Origin of the sequence: Flavobacterium sp. JAS, assembly GCF_020991455.1 — a bacterium.
Classification (GTDB): Bacteria; Bacteroidota; Bacteroidia; order Flavobacteriales; family Flavobacteriaceae; genus Flavobacterium.
In genome coordinates this window covers 146,793-163,459 of record NZ_JAJMOX010000012.1, presented here as the reverse complement: position 1 = coordinate 163,459, position 16,667 = coordinate 146,793, and the positions used below count along the sequence as shown (strand labels likewise).

Annotated in this window: 15 protein-coding genes; all 15 read right to left on the bottom strand. The window is 34.6% G+C overall.

What is annotated here, in order from left to right; all coding sequences use genetic code 11:
* Positions 1–3: 3 nt before the first annotated feature.
* Positions 4–2,457, bottom strand: coding sequence for a DNA translocase FtsK (locus LPB88_RS18790; RefSeq protein ID WP_230717213.1), 2,454 nt, complete (start codon positions 2,455–2,457; stop codon positions 4–6).
* A gap of 19 nt (positions 2,458–2,476) precedes the next feature.
* Positions 2,477–2,851 (bottom strand): diacylglycerol kinase, encoded by a 375-nt coding sequence (locus tag LPB88_RS18785; protein WP_089352817.1) that lies wholly within the window; start codon positions 2,849–2,851, stop codon positions 2,477–2,479.
* Positions 2,852–2,860: 9 nt separating this feature from the next.
* The gene (gene tpx, locus LPB88_RS18780; RefSeq protein ID WP_230717212.1) at positions 2,861–3,358 is read right to left on the bottom strand and encodes a thiol peroxidase; all 498 of its coding nucleotides are present in this window, start codon (positions 3,356–3,358) and stop codon (positions 2,861–2,863) included.
* Between the two features lie 479 nt (positions 3,359–3,837).
* Complete coding sequence (locus LPB88_RS18775; RefSeq protein WP_017495510.1) at positions 3,838–4,095, bottom strand: hypothetical protein; 258 nt, start codon at positions 4,093–4,095, stop codon at positions 3,838–3,840.
* A gap of 82 nt (positions 4,096–4,177) precedes the next feature.
* On the bottom strand, positions 4,178–4,486 hold the full coding sequence (locus LPB88_RS18770) for a co-chaperone YbbN (RefSeq protein WP_230717211.1): 309 nt from the start codon (positions 4,484–4,486) through the stop codon (positions 4,178–4,180).
* Positions 4,487–4,695: 209 nt separating this feature from the next.
* A complete protein-coding gene (locus LPB88_RS18765; RefSeq protein ID WP_089352815.1) occupies positions 4,696–5,334 on the bottom strand; it encodes a peroxiredoxin in 639 nt (212 codons plus the stop codon).
* Positions 5,335–5,470: 136 nt separating this feature from the next.
* Entirely contained in the window at positions 5,471–7,078 is a 1,608-nt protein-coding gene (locus LPB88_RS18760; RefSeq protein WP_370635873.1) for a glycoside hydrolase family 3 protein, read from the bottom strand.
* 167 nt (positions 7,079–7,245) lie between these two features.
* Positions 7,246–7,704 (bottom strand): GNAT family N-acetyltransferase, encoded by a 459-nt coding sequence (locus LPB88_RS18755; protein WP_230717209.1) that lies wholly within the window; start codon positions 7,702–7,704, stop codon positions 7,246–7,248.
* Positions 7,705–7,727: 23 nt separating this feature from the next.
* Positions 7,728–8,069 (bottom strand): hypothetical protein, encoded by a 342-nt coding sequence (locus LPB88_RS18750; protein WP_230717208.1) that lies wholly within the window; start codon positions 8,067–8,069, stop codon positions 7,728–7,730.
* A gap of 22 nt (positions 8,070–8,091) precedes the next feature.
* Positions 8,092–9,633: an MFS transporter gene (locus tag LPB88_RS18745; protein WP_230717207.1), complete on the bottom strand. Its 1,542-nt coding sequence runs from the start codon at positions 9,631–9,633 to the stop codon at positions 8,092–8,094.
* Positions 9,620–11,191 carry a glycoside hydrolase family 10 protein gene (locus tag LPB88_RS18740; protein WP_230717206.1) on the bottom strand — a complete coding sequence of 524 codons (1,572 nt, stop codon included), beginning with the start codon at positions 11,189–11,191 and terminating at the stop codon, positions 9,620–9,622. The genes LPB88_RS18745 and LPB88_RS18740 overlap by 14 nt, the downstream gene beginning before the upstream one ends.
* A gap of 94 nt (positions 11,192–11,285) precedes the next feature.
* On the bottom strand, positions 11,286–12,554 hold the full coding sequence (locus LPB88_RS18735) for an acyltransferase family protein (protein WP_230717205.1): 1,269 nt from the start codon (positions 12,552–12,554) through the stop codon (positions 11,286–11,288).
* Positions 12,555–12,757: 203 nt separating this feature from the next.
* Positions 12,758–13,966 carry an anhydro-N-acetylmuramic acid kinase gene (locus LPB88_RS18730; protein ID WP_230717204.1) on the bottom strand — a complete coding sequence of 403 codons (1,209 nt, stop codon included), beginning with the start codon at positions 13,964–13,966 and terminating at the stop codon, positions 12,758–12,760.
* A gap of 69 nt (positions 13,967–14,035) precedes the next feature.
* Complete coding sequence (locus LPB88_RS18725) at positions 14,036–15,541, bottom strand: sodium:solute symporter (RefSeq protein WP_230717203.1); 1,506 nt, start codon at positions 15,539–15,541, stop codon at positions 14,036–14,038.
* Positions 15,542–15,832: 291 nt separating this feature from the next.
* Entirely contained in the window at positions 15,833–16,654 is an 822-nt protein-coding gene (gene murQ, locus LPB88_RS18720) for an N-acetylmuramic acid 6-phosphate etherase (protein ID WP_230717202.1), read from the bottom strand.
* Positions 16,655–16,667: the final 13 nt, after the last annotated feature.

The following is a 16,667-nucleotide window of genomic DNA, read 5'->3' as shown; positions in this document are numbered from 1 at the left end:
GGATTAATTTTGTTCATTATTAAAAAATTGATCAAGAGCACTTAAATCAGATATGTTCACGCTTCGCGCTTTACTGCCTTCAAATGGGCCAACAATTCCAGCTGCTTCCAGCTGATCGATCAAACGACCGGCTCTGTTGTATCCTAATTTTAATTTTCTCTGCAATAATGAAGCTGAACCTTGTTGTGCGTTGACAATAATCTCAGCAGCTTCTCTAAATAAGGTATCTCTGTCGGAAATATCCATATCAAGATTAATGCCAGTTTCTTCTCCAACAAACTCTGGAAGCAAATAAGCTGTGGCATAAGCTTTTTGCGAACCAATAAAATCCGTAATTTTTTCGACCTCAGGAGTGTCAATAAATGCACACTGTACACGTACGACATCATTTCCGTTGGTATATAATAAATCTCCACGACCAATTAACTGATCGGCACCTTGTGTGTCAAGAATAGTTCTCGAGTCAATTTTTGACGTTACTCTAAAAGCAATTCTCGCAGGGAAATTCGCTTTAATCAAACCTGTAATAACATTTACAGATGGTCTTTGTGTTGCGATAATCAAGTGAATACCAATCGCACGCGCCAACTGAGCCAAACGCGCAATAGGAATTTCGACTTCTTTACCAGCAGTCATAATCAAATCGGCGAACTCATCGACAACTAATATAATATAAGGTAAGAATCTATGTCCGGCTTCTGGATTTAGTTTTCGGGCTTTAAATTTATCATTGTATTCCTTGATATTACGAACCATTGCATCTTTTAATAAAGAATAACGGTTGTCCATTTCAACACAAAGTGAGTTTAAAGTGTTAACCACTTTTGCATTATCTGTAATAATAGCATCTTCGGTATCTGGAAGTTTGGCTAAATAATGTCTTTCTATTTTATTAAAAAGTGTAAGCTCTACTTTTTTCGGATCCACCAAAACGAATTTTACTTCGGCAGGGTGTTTTTTGTATAAAAGAGAAGTCAAAACAGCATTCAAACCAACAGATTTTCCTTGTCCAGTAGCTCCTGCCATCAATAAGTGAGGCATTTTGGCTAGATCGACAACAAAAGTTTCGTTCGAAATTGTTTTTCCTAAAGCAATTGGTAACTCCATTTCAGCTTCCTGGAATTTTGCAGATCCAATAACACTTTTCATAGAAACCATGGTTGGATTCTTATTCGGAACCTCGATACCAATAGTTCCTTTTCCTGGAATTGGCGCAATAATACGAATTCCTAATGCTGAAAGAGATAAGGCGATATCATCTTCTAAACTTTTAATTTTAGAGATTCTGATTCCCGCTTCCGGTACAATTTCGTATAAAGTTACAGATGGACCAACGGTTGCTTTAATCTGTGCAATTTCAATTTTGTAGTTACGAAGTGTATCTACAATCTTGTTTTTATTTTCTTCTAATTCTTCCTGATTAATCGTAATTCCGCCAGTCGAATATTCTTTTAATAAATCGATTGTTGGGAATTTATAATTCGATAAATCTAAAGTTGGATCAAACAATCCAAAATCAGCAACAAGGCGAGAAGCCAGGTTTTCTTCGATAATATCTTCTTCTTCCGGTTTTTCGATAACCAATTCTTCGCTGTGAACCGGAGCTTTGGTTATTACCGGATTGATGTCCATTTGAACTGGTTTTATAACCGGATTCAAATCGATTTCTGATGAATTTGAGATAGTCGGTTTTAAAGCCTCTTTGTTGATTTCGAATTGACTAACATCAGATTTTAAATGAATATTGTCTAATTCAGAATCATCTTCCTCAATAGCAAATTCTTCCAGATTGTAAGCGCTTTCAGGTTCCTGAGGCTTTTTTATGGAATTTAATTCAGAGCTGAATTCTTTTTTAGTAGAATCAAAGTAAGATTGAATTTTCTCCGGCGATAGTTTGATTTTGAAAATCAGATAAACGATTAATCCGAAAAGTAAGGTCAGTAAAGTCCCTGTTTTTCCGATGTAATCCTGAAGAAATAAATTCAGTTCATAACCAATTGTTCCGCCAAGTTCAGGAGCTGAAGTGGCGAAAAATCCAAATAGAACAGAAACAATAATAATAGCAAATAAGTCCCAAAACCAGATGTTTTTCAGCTTTTTTAGAGATAATTCTAATGCTAAAAACATTCCAGTAAGGAAAAATAGGCGCACCAATACAAAAGAAGCGATTCCGAATCCTCTGTACACGATCAAATCAGCAAGAAAAGCTCCGAATTTTCCGAGCCAGTTTTCTACGACTTCTGAACGATCACCAAGTTGGGTAACCGCACTTTGGTCAGATTGCCATTGTCCGTTGACGTAAAAAGAAATGAATGCTACTAATAATGCAACTGAAAAGAGTATCAAAAGGCATCCCAAAACAAACTTTTGTTGTTTGGTTAATTTCCAGGACTTTATCGTCTCAGCTTTTGGTTCGTTTTTTTTGTCTAAAGTTTCTTTTTTGGTTGTTTTTGCCATTATTGGGGTTTCCTATTGCCTATATAAATTTTGGTATATAAATAATCAAGCCTATTGCTATTGCTGTCATTGCAGCAAAAAATACTGCTCCAGCCGCAATATCTTTTATAAATCCGATTCGTTTGCTGTAATCAGGATGAATAAAATCAGCTATTTTTTCTACAGCTGTATTCAGTCCTTCAACACTTAAAACTAAACCGATTGCCAATGTTTGACAAAGCCATTCGATTTGAGTAATATGAAAATAAAAACCAGCAATGGTCATTGCAATTCCCAGTGAGAATTGAACCATAATGCTGTGCTCTGTTTTAATAAGTTTTACAGCGCCGTTAAAAGCATAAGTCATGCTTTTTAATCGGCCTGTAACAAAGGTGTTATCTTTTTGAAATTCCATTTATTGGTCTTATAGTGCTGCTAAAGCTGCTTCGTAATTTGGTTCGTGTGCGATTTCAGCAACTTGTTCTGTATGTGTGATTTTGCCATTAGCGTCAACAACAATGATTGCTCTTGAATGTAAACCAGCTAAAGGCCCGTCAACGATTTCTAGACCGTTTGTTTTACCAAAATCTCCAGCTTGAAAATCAGATAAATTGATAACATTCTCTAAACCTTCAGCACCACAAAAACGTTTTTGAGCAAATGGTAAATCTCTAGAGATACATAAAACTGTAGTGTTCTCTAAGTTGCTTGCACTTTCGTTGAATTTTCTAACAGAAGTTGCACAAGTTCCTGTATCAATGCTTGGGAATATGTTTAAAACTAATTTTTTTCCAGCGAAATTGCTTAAAGAAGCAACTGATAAATCGTTTTGTACTAATTTGAAATCAGCAAGTTGCGATCCAACTGTTGGTAATTCGCCTGAAGTATGTATTGGATTTCCTCCTAATGTTATTGAAGCCATGATTTTTGTTTAAATTAATGAGGTTCAAAAGTAAGGATTAATATTTGAATCTAAAAGTATTTGTTATGGGTTGTGACTAGAATTAGGCTAGTTTTAAGATAACGAATAATTTGATAATTTATGATATTAGCGTTGTGATTTGTCTTTGATGGGAAAGGAGCAATTTTATGAAGGTTTGTGTAGAGATGTCACGCGGATGACACGGATTTGAATGGGTTTTCGCTGTTTTTTTGTCATTGCGAGGAACGAAGCAATCTCACTAAGTATGTTCGTTTCAGTACTCTACAAAGTTTGCTTTTGCTAGTGCGGTTGCTTCGGTCCTCGCAATGACTTTGTTTGTGTTTATCTTTGTCAAAGTTTTAAACTTTGACAAAGATTAGACTGAATACTAACAATGTGAACAAAAAAAAACGCTCCCTTGGAATGAAAGCGTTTTTTAAGTCATGTTTTTTTGTTTTTTCTCTGAAAAAGAGGTCGATCTATTTATCGATAGAACCTAAAACACGTTTCATGAACGCATTTAAAGCTTCTTTTTTGTCTGTGCCCTGAACTACCATTTTGTGTACTTCAAGCGCACCGTACATATTTGAAATTAATTCACCAATTACATCTAATTCTTCATCTTTTAGAGACGGAATTTCGGTCATCGCTTCCAGAACTTCAATCGTTTCAATGATATAATCCTGATCGTTTTCTTCGATAAATTGGGTTAATTGCTTTATTACGGGTAATTTCATTTTCTGGATTTTTAGATTACTGATGATTCGATTTTTAGATAAGATTCGAAAAATCTAACAGTCTAAAAATCTAACGATCGATTTACGCGATTGCGTTTACCAAGTCGATTAAAACTTCTTGTTTGTTGGTTTGAGTTTCACCAACCAATTTTCCGTTTACGAAAGTTGCAAAAGTAGGCAAGTTGCTTACATTGGCTAATTTTCTTGATTCCGGAGAATTTTCAGCATCAACCAAAACAAAAGTGATAGCTTCATTTTCTGTTGCTAATTTTTTGAATTTTGGTTTCATAATACGGCAATTTCCACACCATGAAGCTGAATATTGTACTATTACTTTTTCGTTTTTAGCAACTAAATCTGCTAACGTATCTTCGTTTAAGTCGATTAACATGTTTTTGTTTTTTAAGGTTCAAAGTGGCAAAGGTTCAAAGGGACAAAGTTTTTGAAACTTCATTTATCTTTGTTGCTCTGTAGCTTTGTATGTTTTTGAAAAATTTTAAAGTAGCAAAGGTTCAAAGAACAAAGTTGCTGAACTTTGTTATAGAGTAGCAAAAACCTTTGCAACTCTGTACCTATGAACCTTTGTACCTTTATAAAAAATTAGTTTGCGCTCAAATACTCAGCAGTACTTAATCTGTCAGCAGACATAGCTTCTTTACCAGCTTCCCAGTTTGCAGGACAAACTTCACCTTTAGTTTGAATGTGAGTATAAGCATCAACCATACGTAAGTATTCGTTTACGTTACGACCTAATGGCATATCGTTAACACTTTCGTGGAAGATTTTTCCAGTTTCGTCAATAAGGTAAGTAGCTCTGTAAGTTACGTTTGAACCTTCGATGATAACTGAGTCAGTTTCTTCGCTGTATTCTGTAGATTCGATATCAAGGATACCTAAAATGTTAGCCAAGTTACGGTTTGTATCAGCTAAAATTGGGTAAGTTACACCTTCGATTCCACCGTTGTTTTTTGGAGTGTTTAACCAAGCAAAGTGAACTTCGTTTGTATCACATGAAGCTCCGATTACGATAGTATTTCTTTTTTCAAATTCAGGTAATGCAGCTTGAAAGGCGTGTAGTTCAGTTGGACATACAAAAGTGAAATCTTTTGGATACCAAAACAATAATACTTTTTTGTTGTTGTTTACTGCTTCCTCAAGGATGTTGATTTTTAAATTATCACCCATTTCTGAGATAGCATCTACTGCAATACTTGGGAATTTTTTTCCTACTAAAGACATATTTTTCGTTTTAAGTTAAAAATTTATTTCTGGTGCAAAAGTAGGGCATAAGTAGACTTACTTACAATAAGATGTAATTATAAATATTTATTAAGTAATAGTATTTAATTATGGGTCGCTGTAGTGTTTTTGTAACTTATTGAAGTTCAATATTTACAGGTAGGCTTCCGTTGCAATTGCTATTTTCTAAAAATTGAATTCCTGCAACTTTTTGAAATTCTTCAAAATTCTGATAAGCCTGAATTAGTCCTGAAGCCTTTGAAAGATTCGGAATTATTGGTAAAACGTATGGATTTCCGAAAACACAAACGATGCATTTTTTGGTTTGAAGCAATCCTGAAAGAAGATCTAAAACCTCATTATTAATTTCGAAATTGTTCATTGGTTTTGCTTTCGGAACAAATAATGAAATAATTATGGTTTCGAAATTTTGAAGTTCTTTTTCGATCGAAGAAATATCTGAAACCTCTAAATTTTCAAAGGCAAACTCAGGAGATTTTAATTCTGAATTTAAGGTTTTGAAGAAAGTGTTTTCGATATTTTTGTATAAACTCAATTTGGCTAATTGATTGCTTTTTTGAGCTTTGAAAGCTAATTCTGTATTTGAATTATCAATGATTTTTGTGATTGAATTCTGAGCAATTTCAAGATTCAGTGCTGCTGTTTTTTCGAAGTTTAATTCTCCGGAAGTAAAATTAGAATTAGAAATAATCCCAACTTTTTCTTTGGCTTTCGTGATTCTGTTGAAACTTTCTTCGATTCTTTCGGGCGAAGCATTTTTTAGAATCGCTTCAATTCCTTCCGGAACATTTTCGGCAAAACATAAAACGTCATTTCCAGCGTTGAAAGCTTCCCATTCGAGTTCTCCTTTTGTTTCGTACAATTTAGAAACGCTGTGCATGTTTAAGGCATCAGAAATAACCAAACCGTCATAACCCAATTGCCTGCGTAAAAGGTTTTCGATAATAGGTTTTGATAAAGTAGCCGAAGTGTCTTTTCCATCGTTTAAACTCGGAACCGCTAAGTGCCCGATCATGATTGAATCAACATTATTTTCGATTCCTTTAATGAAAGGATATAATTCGTTGTCTAATAATTCTTCGAGAGTTTCCTTTAAAACCGGTAAACCTAAATGCGAATCGACATTAGTATTTCCGTGTCCGGGAAAGTGTTTCAGACAGCCTAAAATTCCAACTTCAGACATTCCTTTTAAATATTCGACAGCAAAATTGGCGACTTTTTCTTTGTTTTCACCAAAAGAACGATAGCCAATAACGGGATTATTCGGGTTGTTATTAATGTCTGCCAAAGGCGATAAATTATAATGAATTCCGGCAGCTTTTAGGTCTAATCCAATTTGTTTTCCAACTTCATAAACTAAAGTTGATTTATTCTCCGGCAAAGCACCAAGCGTAATTGCATACGGATATTGTGGTGTTTTTTCGATGCGCATCGCCAAGCCCCATTCGGCATCAATACTGATTAAAAGTGGAGTAGAAGCGGCTTGTTGATAGCGAACAATTAAGTCTTTAATTTTTTGATAGCTATCGTCATTAAAAACAACTTTTTTCTTGCTTTCATAGTTCGTTGCAGCACTGGCACGACTATGAAAAAAAGTCAATCCACCAATGTTGTGTTCTTTTATTAAACGTTCCGTTTCCTGAATGTTCTCTTCGGTATCGTTTATAAAAACTGCAGGAAAAAAGAATTGTCCCACTTTTTGTCTTAATGCTTCAGCTGTCATTTTCATTATTGTAAAACCCGTAGGTGTGATTATTTTTAACACATAGAGACATAGCCTTTTTTGATATTAAATTAGGTGTTTCACTTATTCAAATGCACAGAACCTACTATGTGTAAAGAAATTTGTTTCTTTTTTTTATTCTTTATTTATGCAGAAAACCTATGTTTCTATGTGTTTAACAAAGTCTTTTTCATGCAAACACTATTATCCATTTTCTCGTAAGGAGGATAATTTGGAATTATAGTATAACCCAGTTTTTGATATAAATTAATCGCTTCCGGCTGATTTTTGCCGGTTTCGAGAATAGTATAAGGATAACCTACTTCTTTTGCCCAAATTTCTAGTTCGGCCAAAACCTGAGAAGCAATTCCTTTTTTTCGGAAATCAGGATGTACAAACATTCTTTTAATTTCGACTTTGTCGCTTTCTTTTTCTCTAAAAGCGCCACAACCTACGGCAATATCATTTTCGTAAAAAACGACAACGTGTTTTATTTTATCGGTTTTATTAAACTGATTGTAAAAGGCGTGATCTTCTCCGTCTCTAATAGCTAAATCCTGATCTAGTAAAACTACCAGATTTATAAAATCAGTATCGTCAGAGTTTGTTCTTTTTAAGCTGGTCATGATAAAAAGGGTAAAAGTTATGCTTATTTCAACTTACTTTTCTTTTGTTTGGCGAGCTGAGTTTTGGTATGTAAGGCTTTTTCGAGTCGGTTTTTAAAACGGAAAAGTTTCGGCAAACCTTCGAGTCGGTCTTCGAGTGTGATTTCTTCAAAAACTATAATAGCTTTTTCGAGAACCCGAATTTCATTTTCAAGGTCATTTTGGTTTTTGTAGATCGTAGCTAATCGATCATAAGGATGATTTCCTTTAAAGCTTTCCGCGACATTTTCTTCATATACTTCAATTGCTTTTTCAAAATCTCCTGTTTTTTCAAACTCAGCTCCTTTTAGGTTGCGTTCGGCTTGCAGATTTTCGTTGAATTCCATATTTAAGATGTTTGATTTGGGGTTAAACTTCTTCAGATTTTTTCCCAAAATCTTTCGGGAAAATTAAAAAACGTGATAAAATAATGCCAGGAATTGTAGCCAGAAATACCCAAATAAAGAAATTTCCGTAGCCTAAGTATTCCTGTATATAACCGCTAACCATACCAGGCAACATCATTCCCATAGCCATAAATCCGGTTGCAAGAGCGTAATGCGCAGTTTTAGATTCTCCTTCAGCTACATAAATCAAATACATCATGAAAGCAGCAAAACCAAAACCGTAACCAAACTGTTCGATTATTACAACAGCATAAATATAATAAATGGAAGCCGGATGGAAAACCGCCAACAAGATAAAACCAATTATAGGTAAATGCATGGTCAAAATCATTGGAAGCATCCATTTTGTGAGACCTTGTTTTGAGATTGCAATCCCGCCTAGAATTCCACCCAATGTCAAAGCGATTAATCCAAAAGTTCCATAAATCAAACCGATATCTTCGGTCTCAAGTCCCATGCCGCCTTTTTTGATTGTTTTTTGATTTCCTTTATTAGCAATCAATAGATCTACAAAGTCAATTCTGGCTTTGTTTGCATTTTTATATTCTTGTTTATCTTTATTTTCTACTTCTGCCAGTGGTTTCTTTTGATCTCTCATTTCCACTAAAATAGGCAGTTTAGAATAAAGTAATTGTAATTCTGAATCGGATAATTTTTCTCCGTTTTTAACCTTCGAATTGTATAATTCTAATGCCTTTGTCTGACCTTCGTCTAATCCAGTTTCAACCAATTCATATTTAATTGGATCTACTAAGAAGGGTGTCAGCATTTTAATTAATTGCGATTCTCCTAATCTGAATAATAGTATAAAAGCAAGGACTATAATAATTTGTTTTTTCCTGAAGAAACTTGCAAAAATGCTTGCAAAACTTTGTTTGTTATGATCAACAGGTTTTTCGCCTGCGTTTATTTCAGTTTTTGGTGTTGAGAAAAAATTGTAAACCGTTATAAAAGTCATTAGTAAACCAACAGCAATCATCGTATACGACCACGCTTTGGTATTGTCACTGTATTTATGTTCGAGATATCCCGCTAATAAAACGATTAATCCGTTTCCGGCCAACATTGCTAGTCTATAAAAGGTACTTCTGATTCCGATAAAAAAAGATTGTTTATCCTCAGGTAAAACCAATAAATAAAAGCCATCGCTGGCAATATCATTTGAAGCCGAAGCAAAGGCAGCAACCCAAAAGATGGCCAAAGTCATCATGAAAAAACCGCTTGTAGGAATGGTAAAACCGACTAATAAAAAGGCAATCGAAATAAGCAATTGCATAGACAAAAACCATTTTCTTTTGGTTCCGATTAACTCAATAAGCGGGCTCCATAACGGTTTGATTACCCAAGGCAGATATAATAAACTGGTATAAAGACCAATGTCTTTATTAGAGATTCCGAGTTTTTTGTACATAATTACAGAAACTGAGATAATTACTGCATATGGCAAACCAGATGCAAAATTGAGAAGTGGAATCCAAAACCAGGGTTTATTATCTGTTTTCATTAGGCTGTGCGGGGATATAGATTTTAAATGACTTTTTTAGGTCGATAGCAGTTGGGGCGCTTTCATTTGCATAATAATCAATAAATGTTACAGAGCAGGCTTTATATTTATTGATTTTTTCAGCTGGGATAGAAAACAAAATTGTTCCGGTGCTTTGAGAAACTCTTATTTTATCAATTATTTTAGAAGGATCATTGATATCTATTTTTGAGATACTGTCGCCTCCATAAACAACCATATAGCGAACTATTGTATTTAGGGGAGATTTAATATTGAACGAATATTTAGTGCTGTCTTTCTGAAATTCATTAACAATTGGTGTGTCAATTATGATGTGTTTCAAATTAGGAACCGCAGCCGGAAGTGCCGGATATTTATACTGGTTTTCTGCTAACAAACGTACAACATCAAAGTTTTTATCCATGAACCATTTAGAACTGAAATAAGCGCTTCCGCTAACGTTTTTAAAACTTCTGGCAAAATCAACCTGATTTGGAATTTCAGTCGCAAAGTTCCAGCTTTTGTCACCGTCACCTCTGATTTTATAAGAAGCGTGTCCAATATAAACCGCTGTATTATTAGAGTTTTCTGACCACCATTTTACTAATTTCGAGTAAGAAGCTCTCGGATTATTCATGCTCCAATACAATTGTGGTAGGATATAATCAATCCATTTTTGGTCCATCCATAAAACCGGATCTGCATACAAATCATCATAATTTGCTGTTGATTGTGTATCAGAACCTTTAGGATCTGCTGATTTATTACGCCAAACTCCAAACGGACTAATCCCGAATTGAACCCAAGGTTTACTTGTTTTGATCATTGTTGAAATCGTGTGAACAAAGTTGCTCACATTCGCACGACGCCAATCGCCAATACTTAAACCTGCGCCATATTTTTTGTACGATGCTGTATCGTTAAATGTTTTTCCGGGAACGGTATAAGGATAAAAATAATCATCAAAATGAATCGCATCGATATCATATTTGTCCACTACTTCTTTTACGACTTTTGTTAAATGTTGCTGAACTTCAGGTAAAGCAGGGTCATAATATATTTTTCCGCCATATTCAATCATCCATTCCGGATGTTTAAAAACGTCGTGATTTGGACTCAGTTGTTGTTTGTTTAAGTCAAAAGTAGCACGATAAGGGTTTAACCAAGCGTGAAATTCAAAACCTCTTTGGTGAGCTTCCTCAATCATCCATGCCAATACATCGTAATACGGATTTGGTGCCTGACCTTCTTTACCAGTCAGGAATCGCGACCATGGAGCCAGTTCTGTGGGATATAGAGCATCGCCAACACTTCTAACCTGAACAATTACCGCATTATAATTTAGTTTTTTATAAGCTTCTAGAATCTCAATATAATCTGCTTTTTCTTTCTCAACACCATCAATGGCTGTTTTGGGCCAGTCGATATTTACGACGGTCGCAATCCAGACACCTCTAAATTCGTTTTTAGGGTGTATTATGCTTTCCTGCGCATTGGATTTCCATCCAAAGAAAAATAAAAATATAATAGAGAATAATAGTTGCTGATTTTTATGCATTTCAATCTTTTTTAACAGAAACCAAAAATAGTTTTTTTAGATGAGTATAAGAAATTATAATTTTAGAATAGTTCTCTTTGTTTCTTAGTTTAAATTATACCTTAAAAATCATGCCCTTTTTATAAAAATACCATAAAACACAACTCCATAGAAGTATATATAATATTGAATAAGTAAGGGACGATATCATTTGGTTTTCAAAAAGAGCGCTAATCCAGTATTGGTAAGCATAATCTCTAACGTTTATTTGTTCTGAAATATTTTCCGGGTTCTGAATTTTAATTAATGCGAGTGCGCGAGGCAATATTCCGGAAACGAAGAATACAATCATTGGATTTACGCCCCAACTCAATAAGAATTTTGTCCATTTTTTGTGTTCCAATACATCTACAATATAATAGATAAGGGTTAGAAGTAAAAGCGCAATTCCGGCAGTAAATAAAACGTAAGAACTTGTCCAAAGTGCTTTGTTTATTGGGAAAAGGATTGACCAAAGTAATCCTGAGATAATCAATAGTATACTGATGATTCCCATTTTTTTGGCGATTTCTATTTTTGGTAAAGGTTTCAGAAGCAATTGCCCGATCAATAAGCCAATTAATCCGTTTGCGATTGTTGGTAAAGTGCTTAAAATACCTTCGGGATCCCATGTTTTGGTAGCAATATACATATGATCTTTTAATAGAATACTGTCTAACCACGAAGCTAAATTAGTAATTGGTTCAAGATTTGGAGCGCCAATTCCGGGAACGGGAATCAGTGTCATTATTGCCCAATATCCAAACAAAATAAGTGAACTCAGAATGATTTGAGTTTTTACAGTTGTTCTTAAATAGATAATCGAAACAAAGAAATAAACAATCCCAATGCGCTGTAAAACGCCCGGAAGTCTGACTTCTTTAAAGTTTTCATGTCCGCCGTAAGCCAGCGCCAGAAAAATTATAAAAAGACTAATGGCTAAAATGGTTTTGGTTTTCAGATTGAAATCTCCAATTAAAGCGTATCCAACTACGAATGTGATTCCTAAACGTACAAGTAAAAGCGGGAATCCGTCCAGTTCTAAAAAATAAATGCTGTTAAAAAAGTATAAAAAGAATCCGAGGCAAATAATACGAAGCGAACGAGTTATTATTTTTAAGATATTTTCTGGTTTGTCTTGTTTTATTGACATTGCCAAAGGAACAGCAATTCCTACGACAAGAATAAAAAAAGGAAAAACAAGATCAGCCAGCGTGCAGCCATTCCATTTTGCGTGATCAAGAATAGGATAAACATAATCCCAACTTCCCGGATTATTTACAACCGTCATTAATAAGACGGTGAGTCCTCTTAAAACATCTACTGAAATGATCCGATCTTTCATTTTCTTATTTTATTTAATCCGTTTTTGGATAATTATTTTTAACGCATAGAAACATAGATTTGTTTTTGTAAAAAAAGGAAATAAAAAAGAAACTCGTTTCTTCACACATAGCTATGTGCATTAATGCTAAGGGAAACGCCTTTTATGTGCAAAACAAATCTATGTTTCTATGGGTGCCAATTATTAGTCACGATAATTTTTATTTAATTGGGGAATGAAATTTTCCCCATTGTTACCGATGGAATTCCTTTATGAGAACCAAAATTAAAATCTTCTCCCGCGACAGTTTCATTGGCAAGAATGGCAAACAAAACGGCTTCTTTGGCATCGCCGGAAATTCCCAGTTCATCAGTTTTGTGAAAAGTACAAGGCAATAATTCTTTTAGCCATTTTACCAATAATGGATTATGTGTTCCTCCGCCTGACATGTAGATTTTGAAATCTTCGAGTTTAGAAGCGTTGTTTTTTACAGAATAATGAATGGCTTCGGCAATTGTTTCGGCGCTAAAACGGGTTAAAGTTGCCAATAAATCGGGAGGAGATATATTATCGATATTACTTTTTGCCAAAGCTGCTTTTACATAAGCTTCGCTAAAAAGTTCCGGACCAATGGTTTTTGGAAATTCCTGGCTGAAAAACGAATCGTCTTTTAGATTGTCTAATAATACTTGATTTACAGTTCCTTGTTGTGCTATTTCGGCGTCTTTGTCGTAACTTTTTTCAGGATAATACTTTTTTGTAAAAAGATCAATTAAAGTATTTCCGGTTCCGGTATCGGTTACAAAAGTTTCTTCGGCATTTGAGGAAGCGGGTAAAAAAGTAAAATTGGCAATTCCGCCCATATTAAGCATAATGCGGTTTTCGCCCTTTTTTCCAAACAAAAAATAATCACCATAAACCGCCAACGGAGCACCTTCTCCACCTGCTGCAATATGTTTTTGCCTAAAATCAGATAAAGTGATAATGCCTGTTTTTACTGCAATATGATCACCATCGCCAATTTGTAAAGTAGCGTTTGGAAATTTTTTCTGCTGATGCAAAAACTTTGGAGCGTGCAAAACCGTCTGACCGTGCGAAGCAATTAAATCAATTTCGTCAGCAGAAATAGTACGTTTTTTAAGAAAGGCGTTTATCATTTCGGCATGCAAAATACCAATCCATTCGTTGAGCATCACTAAATGCTGAAAATCAATTTCCTTCTTTGCAAAAACTTTACGGATCTCGATTTTAATGTCTTCCGAGTAATCGATAGTTTCAAATTGAGTTACTTTAACAGCAGTATTTTGACCTGAGCCCGAAATTTCGCATAATGCAATATCGAGTCCGTCAAGCGAAGTTCCTGACATTAATCCGATGATTTTTCGGGTTTCTTTTTGTGCAATTTGGTAAAGTGCGCTTATATTTTTGTTCATGAAAATTAAATTTTATGAAGTCTGTTGAATTGAAATGCTAAAATCAGATTATTTTACATAGAAATTCACTTAAAAAGAGATTTTTTCTTCAGAAGTTTTACTGGTAAAATAAAGTCCGATGTAGGTGAATAATCCGTTTATGATTATGAGTTCATTATCAAAGGTATATCCTATAAGGGAAGCCGAATGCTCACTCACAAAATAAGTCAAAATAGGCGCGATAATACAAATTACAGGCACTATTTTGTCGTTTACGCGTCTTGATTTTTGCAATAATCCAAAGGCGTACAAACCTAATAACGGACCGTAAGTATAAGATGCCGCTTTGAAAATCAAGGCAACTACAGAACTGTCATTGAAAGAATTTAAGACAATAATTACCAGAAAAAGTAATATCGAAAACCCTAAATGTATTAAATGTCTTCTTTTGATATTGTTGGTATTCGAAAGGTTTTCGGTTTTGTCCATTCCCATAAAGTCAACGCAAAAAGAAGTGGTTAAAGCCGTCAACGCCGAATCTGTTGTGGCAAAAGTGGCGGCGATAATTCCTAAAAGAAAAACAAATGCGGGAACAATTGACAAATGATTCAGGGCGATTTCCGGAAAAAGTAAATCAGTTCTTGGTTTTCCGGTTACTAAATCAAGCGGAGTAGAGATCCCATTTTTGTTCGCATAGATGTATAATAAAGCTCCTAAACTCAGGAAAATAATATTAATCAGTACAAATACGCCTGTAAACGTAAACATATTTTTTTGTGCTTCGCCGATATTTTTACAGCTTAGGTTTTTTTGCATTAAATCCTGATCGAGTCCTACCATTGCTATGGTTACAAAGATTCCGCCAAGGATTTGTTTTACAAAATGATATTTGCTGGTTAAAAAATTATCAAAGAAAAATACTTGCGAATAATCACTTTTTCGAATAGTTGAAACAGATTCAATTATGCTCAGATTTAAACTGTCGCACACAAAATAAATCGTGATAAAAACAGACGTAACTAAGAAAAAGGTCTGTAAAGTGTCTGTAATAATAATTGTTTTTAAACCACTCTTATAAGTATATAAAAAGATTAAAGTTAAAGCTAAAAATACCGTCATTGGAAACGGAATTCCATAAAAATCAAAAACATAACGCTGTAACACAATCACAACTAAATACAATCGAAAAGCTGAACTTATAGTTCTACTTACCAGAAAAATTGAAGCGGCAGTTTTATAACTATTAAAGCCCATTCTTTGCTCGATATAGCTGTAAATAGAAGTTAAATTCATTCTATAATACAACGGAAGCAATACTTTGGCGATAATAATAAACCCGATCGCATTCCCTAATATAAACTGAAAATACTTGAACTGTTCTCCGTTTGGTGATCCTACTTCGCCGGGAACTGAAATAAAAGTGACTCCGGAAAGTGCGGTTCCAATCATACCAAAAGCAACTAAATACCATTTAGAGTTTTTATTGGCTTTAAAAAACGAATCATTGTCCTGTCCTTTTTTACTAATGATCTGGGAAATGAGGATTAATATTCCAAAATATACGATGATAAAAATTAAGATAGTGCTTGAAGACATTTTGGTTTCGGATTAGTGATAAAGTTATTTTTTAATTTGTTTGGTGTCATTACTTTGTCTACGAAATTTAATTAAACACATAGTACTGAAGCTTCTAGATCAAAACTTAAACATAATATTGTCATTTCGACGAAGGAGAAATCCTCGCAAGCAACTCCGCAACGAGTATCCAATCTTTGTCGAGCTTCTTGCGGAGATTTCTCCTTTGTCGAAATGACAAATCTTCGATTTTGCTCTGATAACTTTCAGGATTGCGAGAAATTTATTCACCATAATAGTATTGATTTTCTCTTAACTTTTAGCGTTATTTTCCTGTAAAACAGCTCTGACGCTTTTGTGTTTTTGTAGCAAATCAGCGGCGAGATCGTGTTCGATATTGAGTTCTTCCATGATCATTTTGATGGCTCGTTTTACTAATTTTTCATTAGACAATTGCATGTCAACCATTTTGTTGCCTTTAATTCTGCCTAATTTAATCATAACTGAGGTAGAAATCATATTTAAGGTTAATTTTTGAGCAGTTCCGGCTTTCATGCGTGTACTTCCGGTTAAAAATTCTGGGCCTACAACGACTTCTATCGGATAATCGGCAACCTCAGCAATTAATCCTTTGCTAATGCAGGAAATGCTTCCCGTTTTAATGTTATTTTCTTTTGCTTTTTTAAGTCCGCCCAATACATACGGCGTGTTTCCGGAAGCGGCAATTCCAATAATAAAATCCAAACTTGAGATTTGATGTTTTGCCAAATCTTTCCAGGCTTGTTCTGTATCGTCTTCGGCATTTTCGACCGCTTTTCTGATGGCAGTATCTCCACCGGCGATAATTCCGATAATCATATCGTGCGGTACACCAAAAGTAGGAGGACATTCAGAAGCATCCAGAATCCCGATACGTCCAGAAGTTCCGGCTCCAATGTAGAATAAACGCCCGCCAAGCTGCATTTTTTTCACAATTGCTTTTACCAGTTTTTCAATTTTAGGAATTTGCTTTTCAACAATTTGTGGTACTTTTTTATCTTCCGTATTGATATTAATGAGCAATTCTTTGGTGCTCATTTGATCTAAATTTTTATATAAAGATTCTTGTTCGGTTTCGGGGATTTTGTTTTTCATATAAAGTGTGATT

What these genes read in the sequence shown, in the direction of transcription:
- LPB88_RS18790 (WP_230717213.1), bottom strand. Translation starts at nt 2,457, where the DNA reads ATGGCAAAAACAACCAAAAAAGAAACTTTAGACAAAAAAAACGAACCA.
- LPB88_RS18785 (WP_089352817.1), bottom strand. Translation starts at nt 2,851, where the DNA reads ATGGAATTTCAAAAAGATAACACCTTTGTTACAGGCCGATTAAAAAGC.
- tpx (WP_230717212.1), bottom strand. Translation starts at nt 3,358, where the DNA reads ATGGCTTCAATAACATTAGGAGGAAATCCAATACATACTTCAGGCGAA.
- LPB88_RS18775 (WP_017495510.1), bottom strand. Translation starts at nt 4,095, where the DNA reads ATGAAATTACCCGTAATAAAGCAATTAACCCAATTTATCGAAGAAAAC.
- LPB88_RS18770 (WP_230717211.1), bottom strand. Translation starts at nt 4,486, where the DNA reads ATGTTAATCGACTTAAACGAAGATACGTTAGCAGATTTAGTTGCTAAA.
- LPB88_RS18765 (WP_089352815.1), bottom strand. Translation starts at nt 5,334, where the DNA reads ATGTCTTTAGTAGGAAAAAAATTCCCAAGTATTGCAGTAGATGCTATC.
- LPB88_RS18760 (WP_370635873.1), bottom strand. Translation starts at nt 7,078, where the DNA reads ATGACAGCTGAAGCATTAAGACAAAAAGTGGGACAATTCTTTTTTCCT.
- LPB88_RS18755 (WP_230717209.1), bottom strand. Translation starts at nt 7,704, where the DNA reads ATGACCAGCTTAAAAAGAACAAACTCTGACGATACTGATTTTATAAAT.
- LPB88_RS18750 (WP_230717208.1), bottom strand. Translation starts at nt 8,069, where the DNA reads ATGGAATTCAACGAAAATCTGCAAGCCGAACGCAACCTAAAAGGAGCT.
- LPB88_RS18745 (WP_230717207.1), bottom strand. Translation starts at nt 9,633, where the DNA reads ATGAAAACAGATAATAAACCCTGGTTTTGGATTCCACTTCTCAATTTT.
- LPB88_RS18740 (WP_230717206.1), bottom strand. Translation starts at nt 11,191, where the DNA reads ATGCATAAAAATCAGCAACTATTATTCTCTATTATATTTTTATTTTTC.
- LPB88_RS18735 (WP_230717205.1), bottom strand. Translation starts at nt 12,554, where the DNA reads ATGAAAGATCGGATCATTTCAGTAGATGTTTTAAGAGGACTCACCGTC.
- LPB88_RS18730 (WP_230717204.1), bottom strand. Translation starts at nt 13,966, where the DNA reads ATGAACAAAAATATAAGCGCACTTTACCAAATTGCACAAAAAGAAACC.
- LPB88_RS18725 (WP_230717203.1), bottom strand. Translation starts at nt 15,541, where the DNA reads ATGTCTTCAAGCACTATCTTAATTTTTATCATCGTATATTTTGGAATA.
- murQ (WP_230717202.1), bottom strand. Translation starts at nt 16,654, where the DNA reads ATGAAAAACAAAATCCCCGAAACCGAACAAGAATCTTTATATAAAAAT.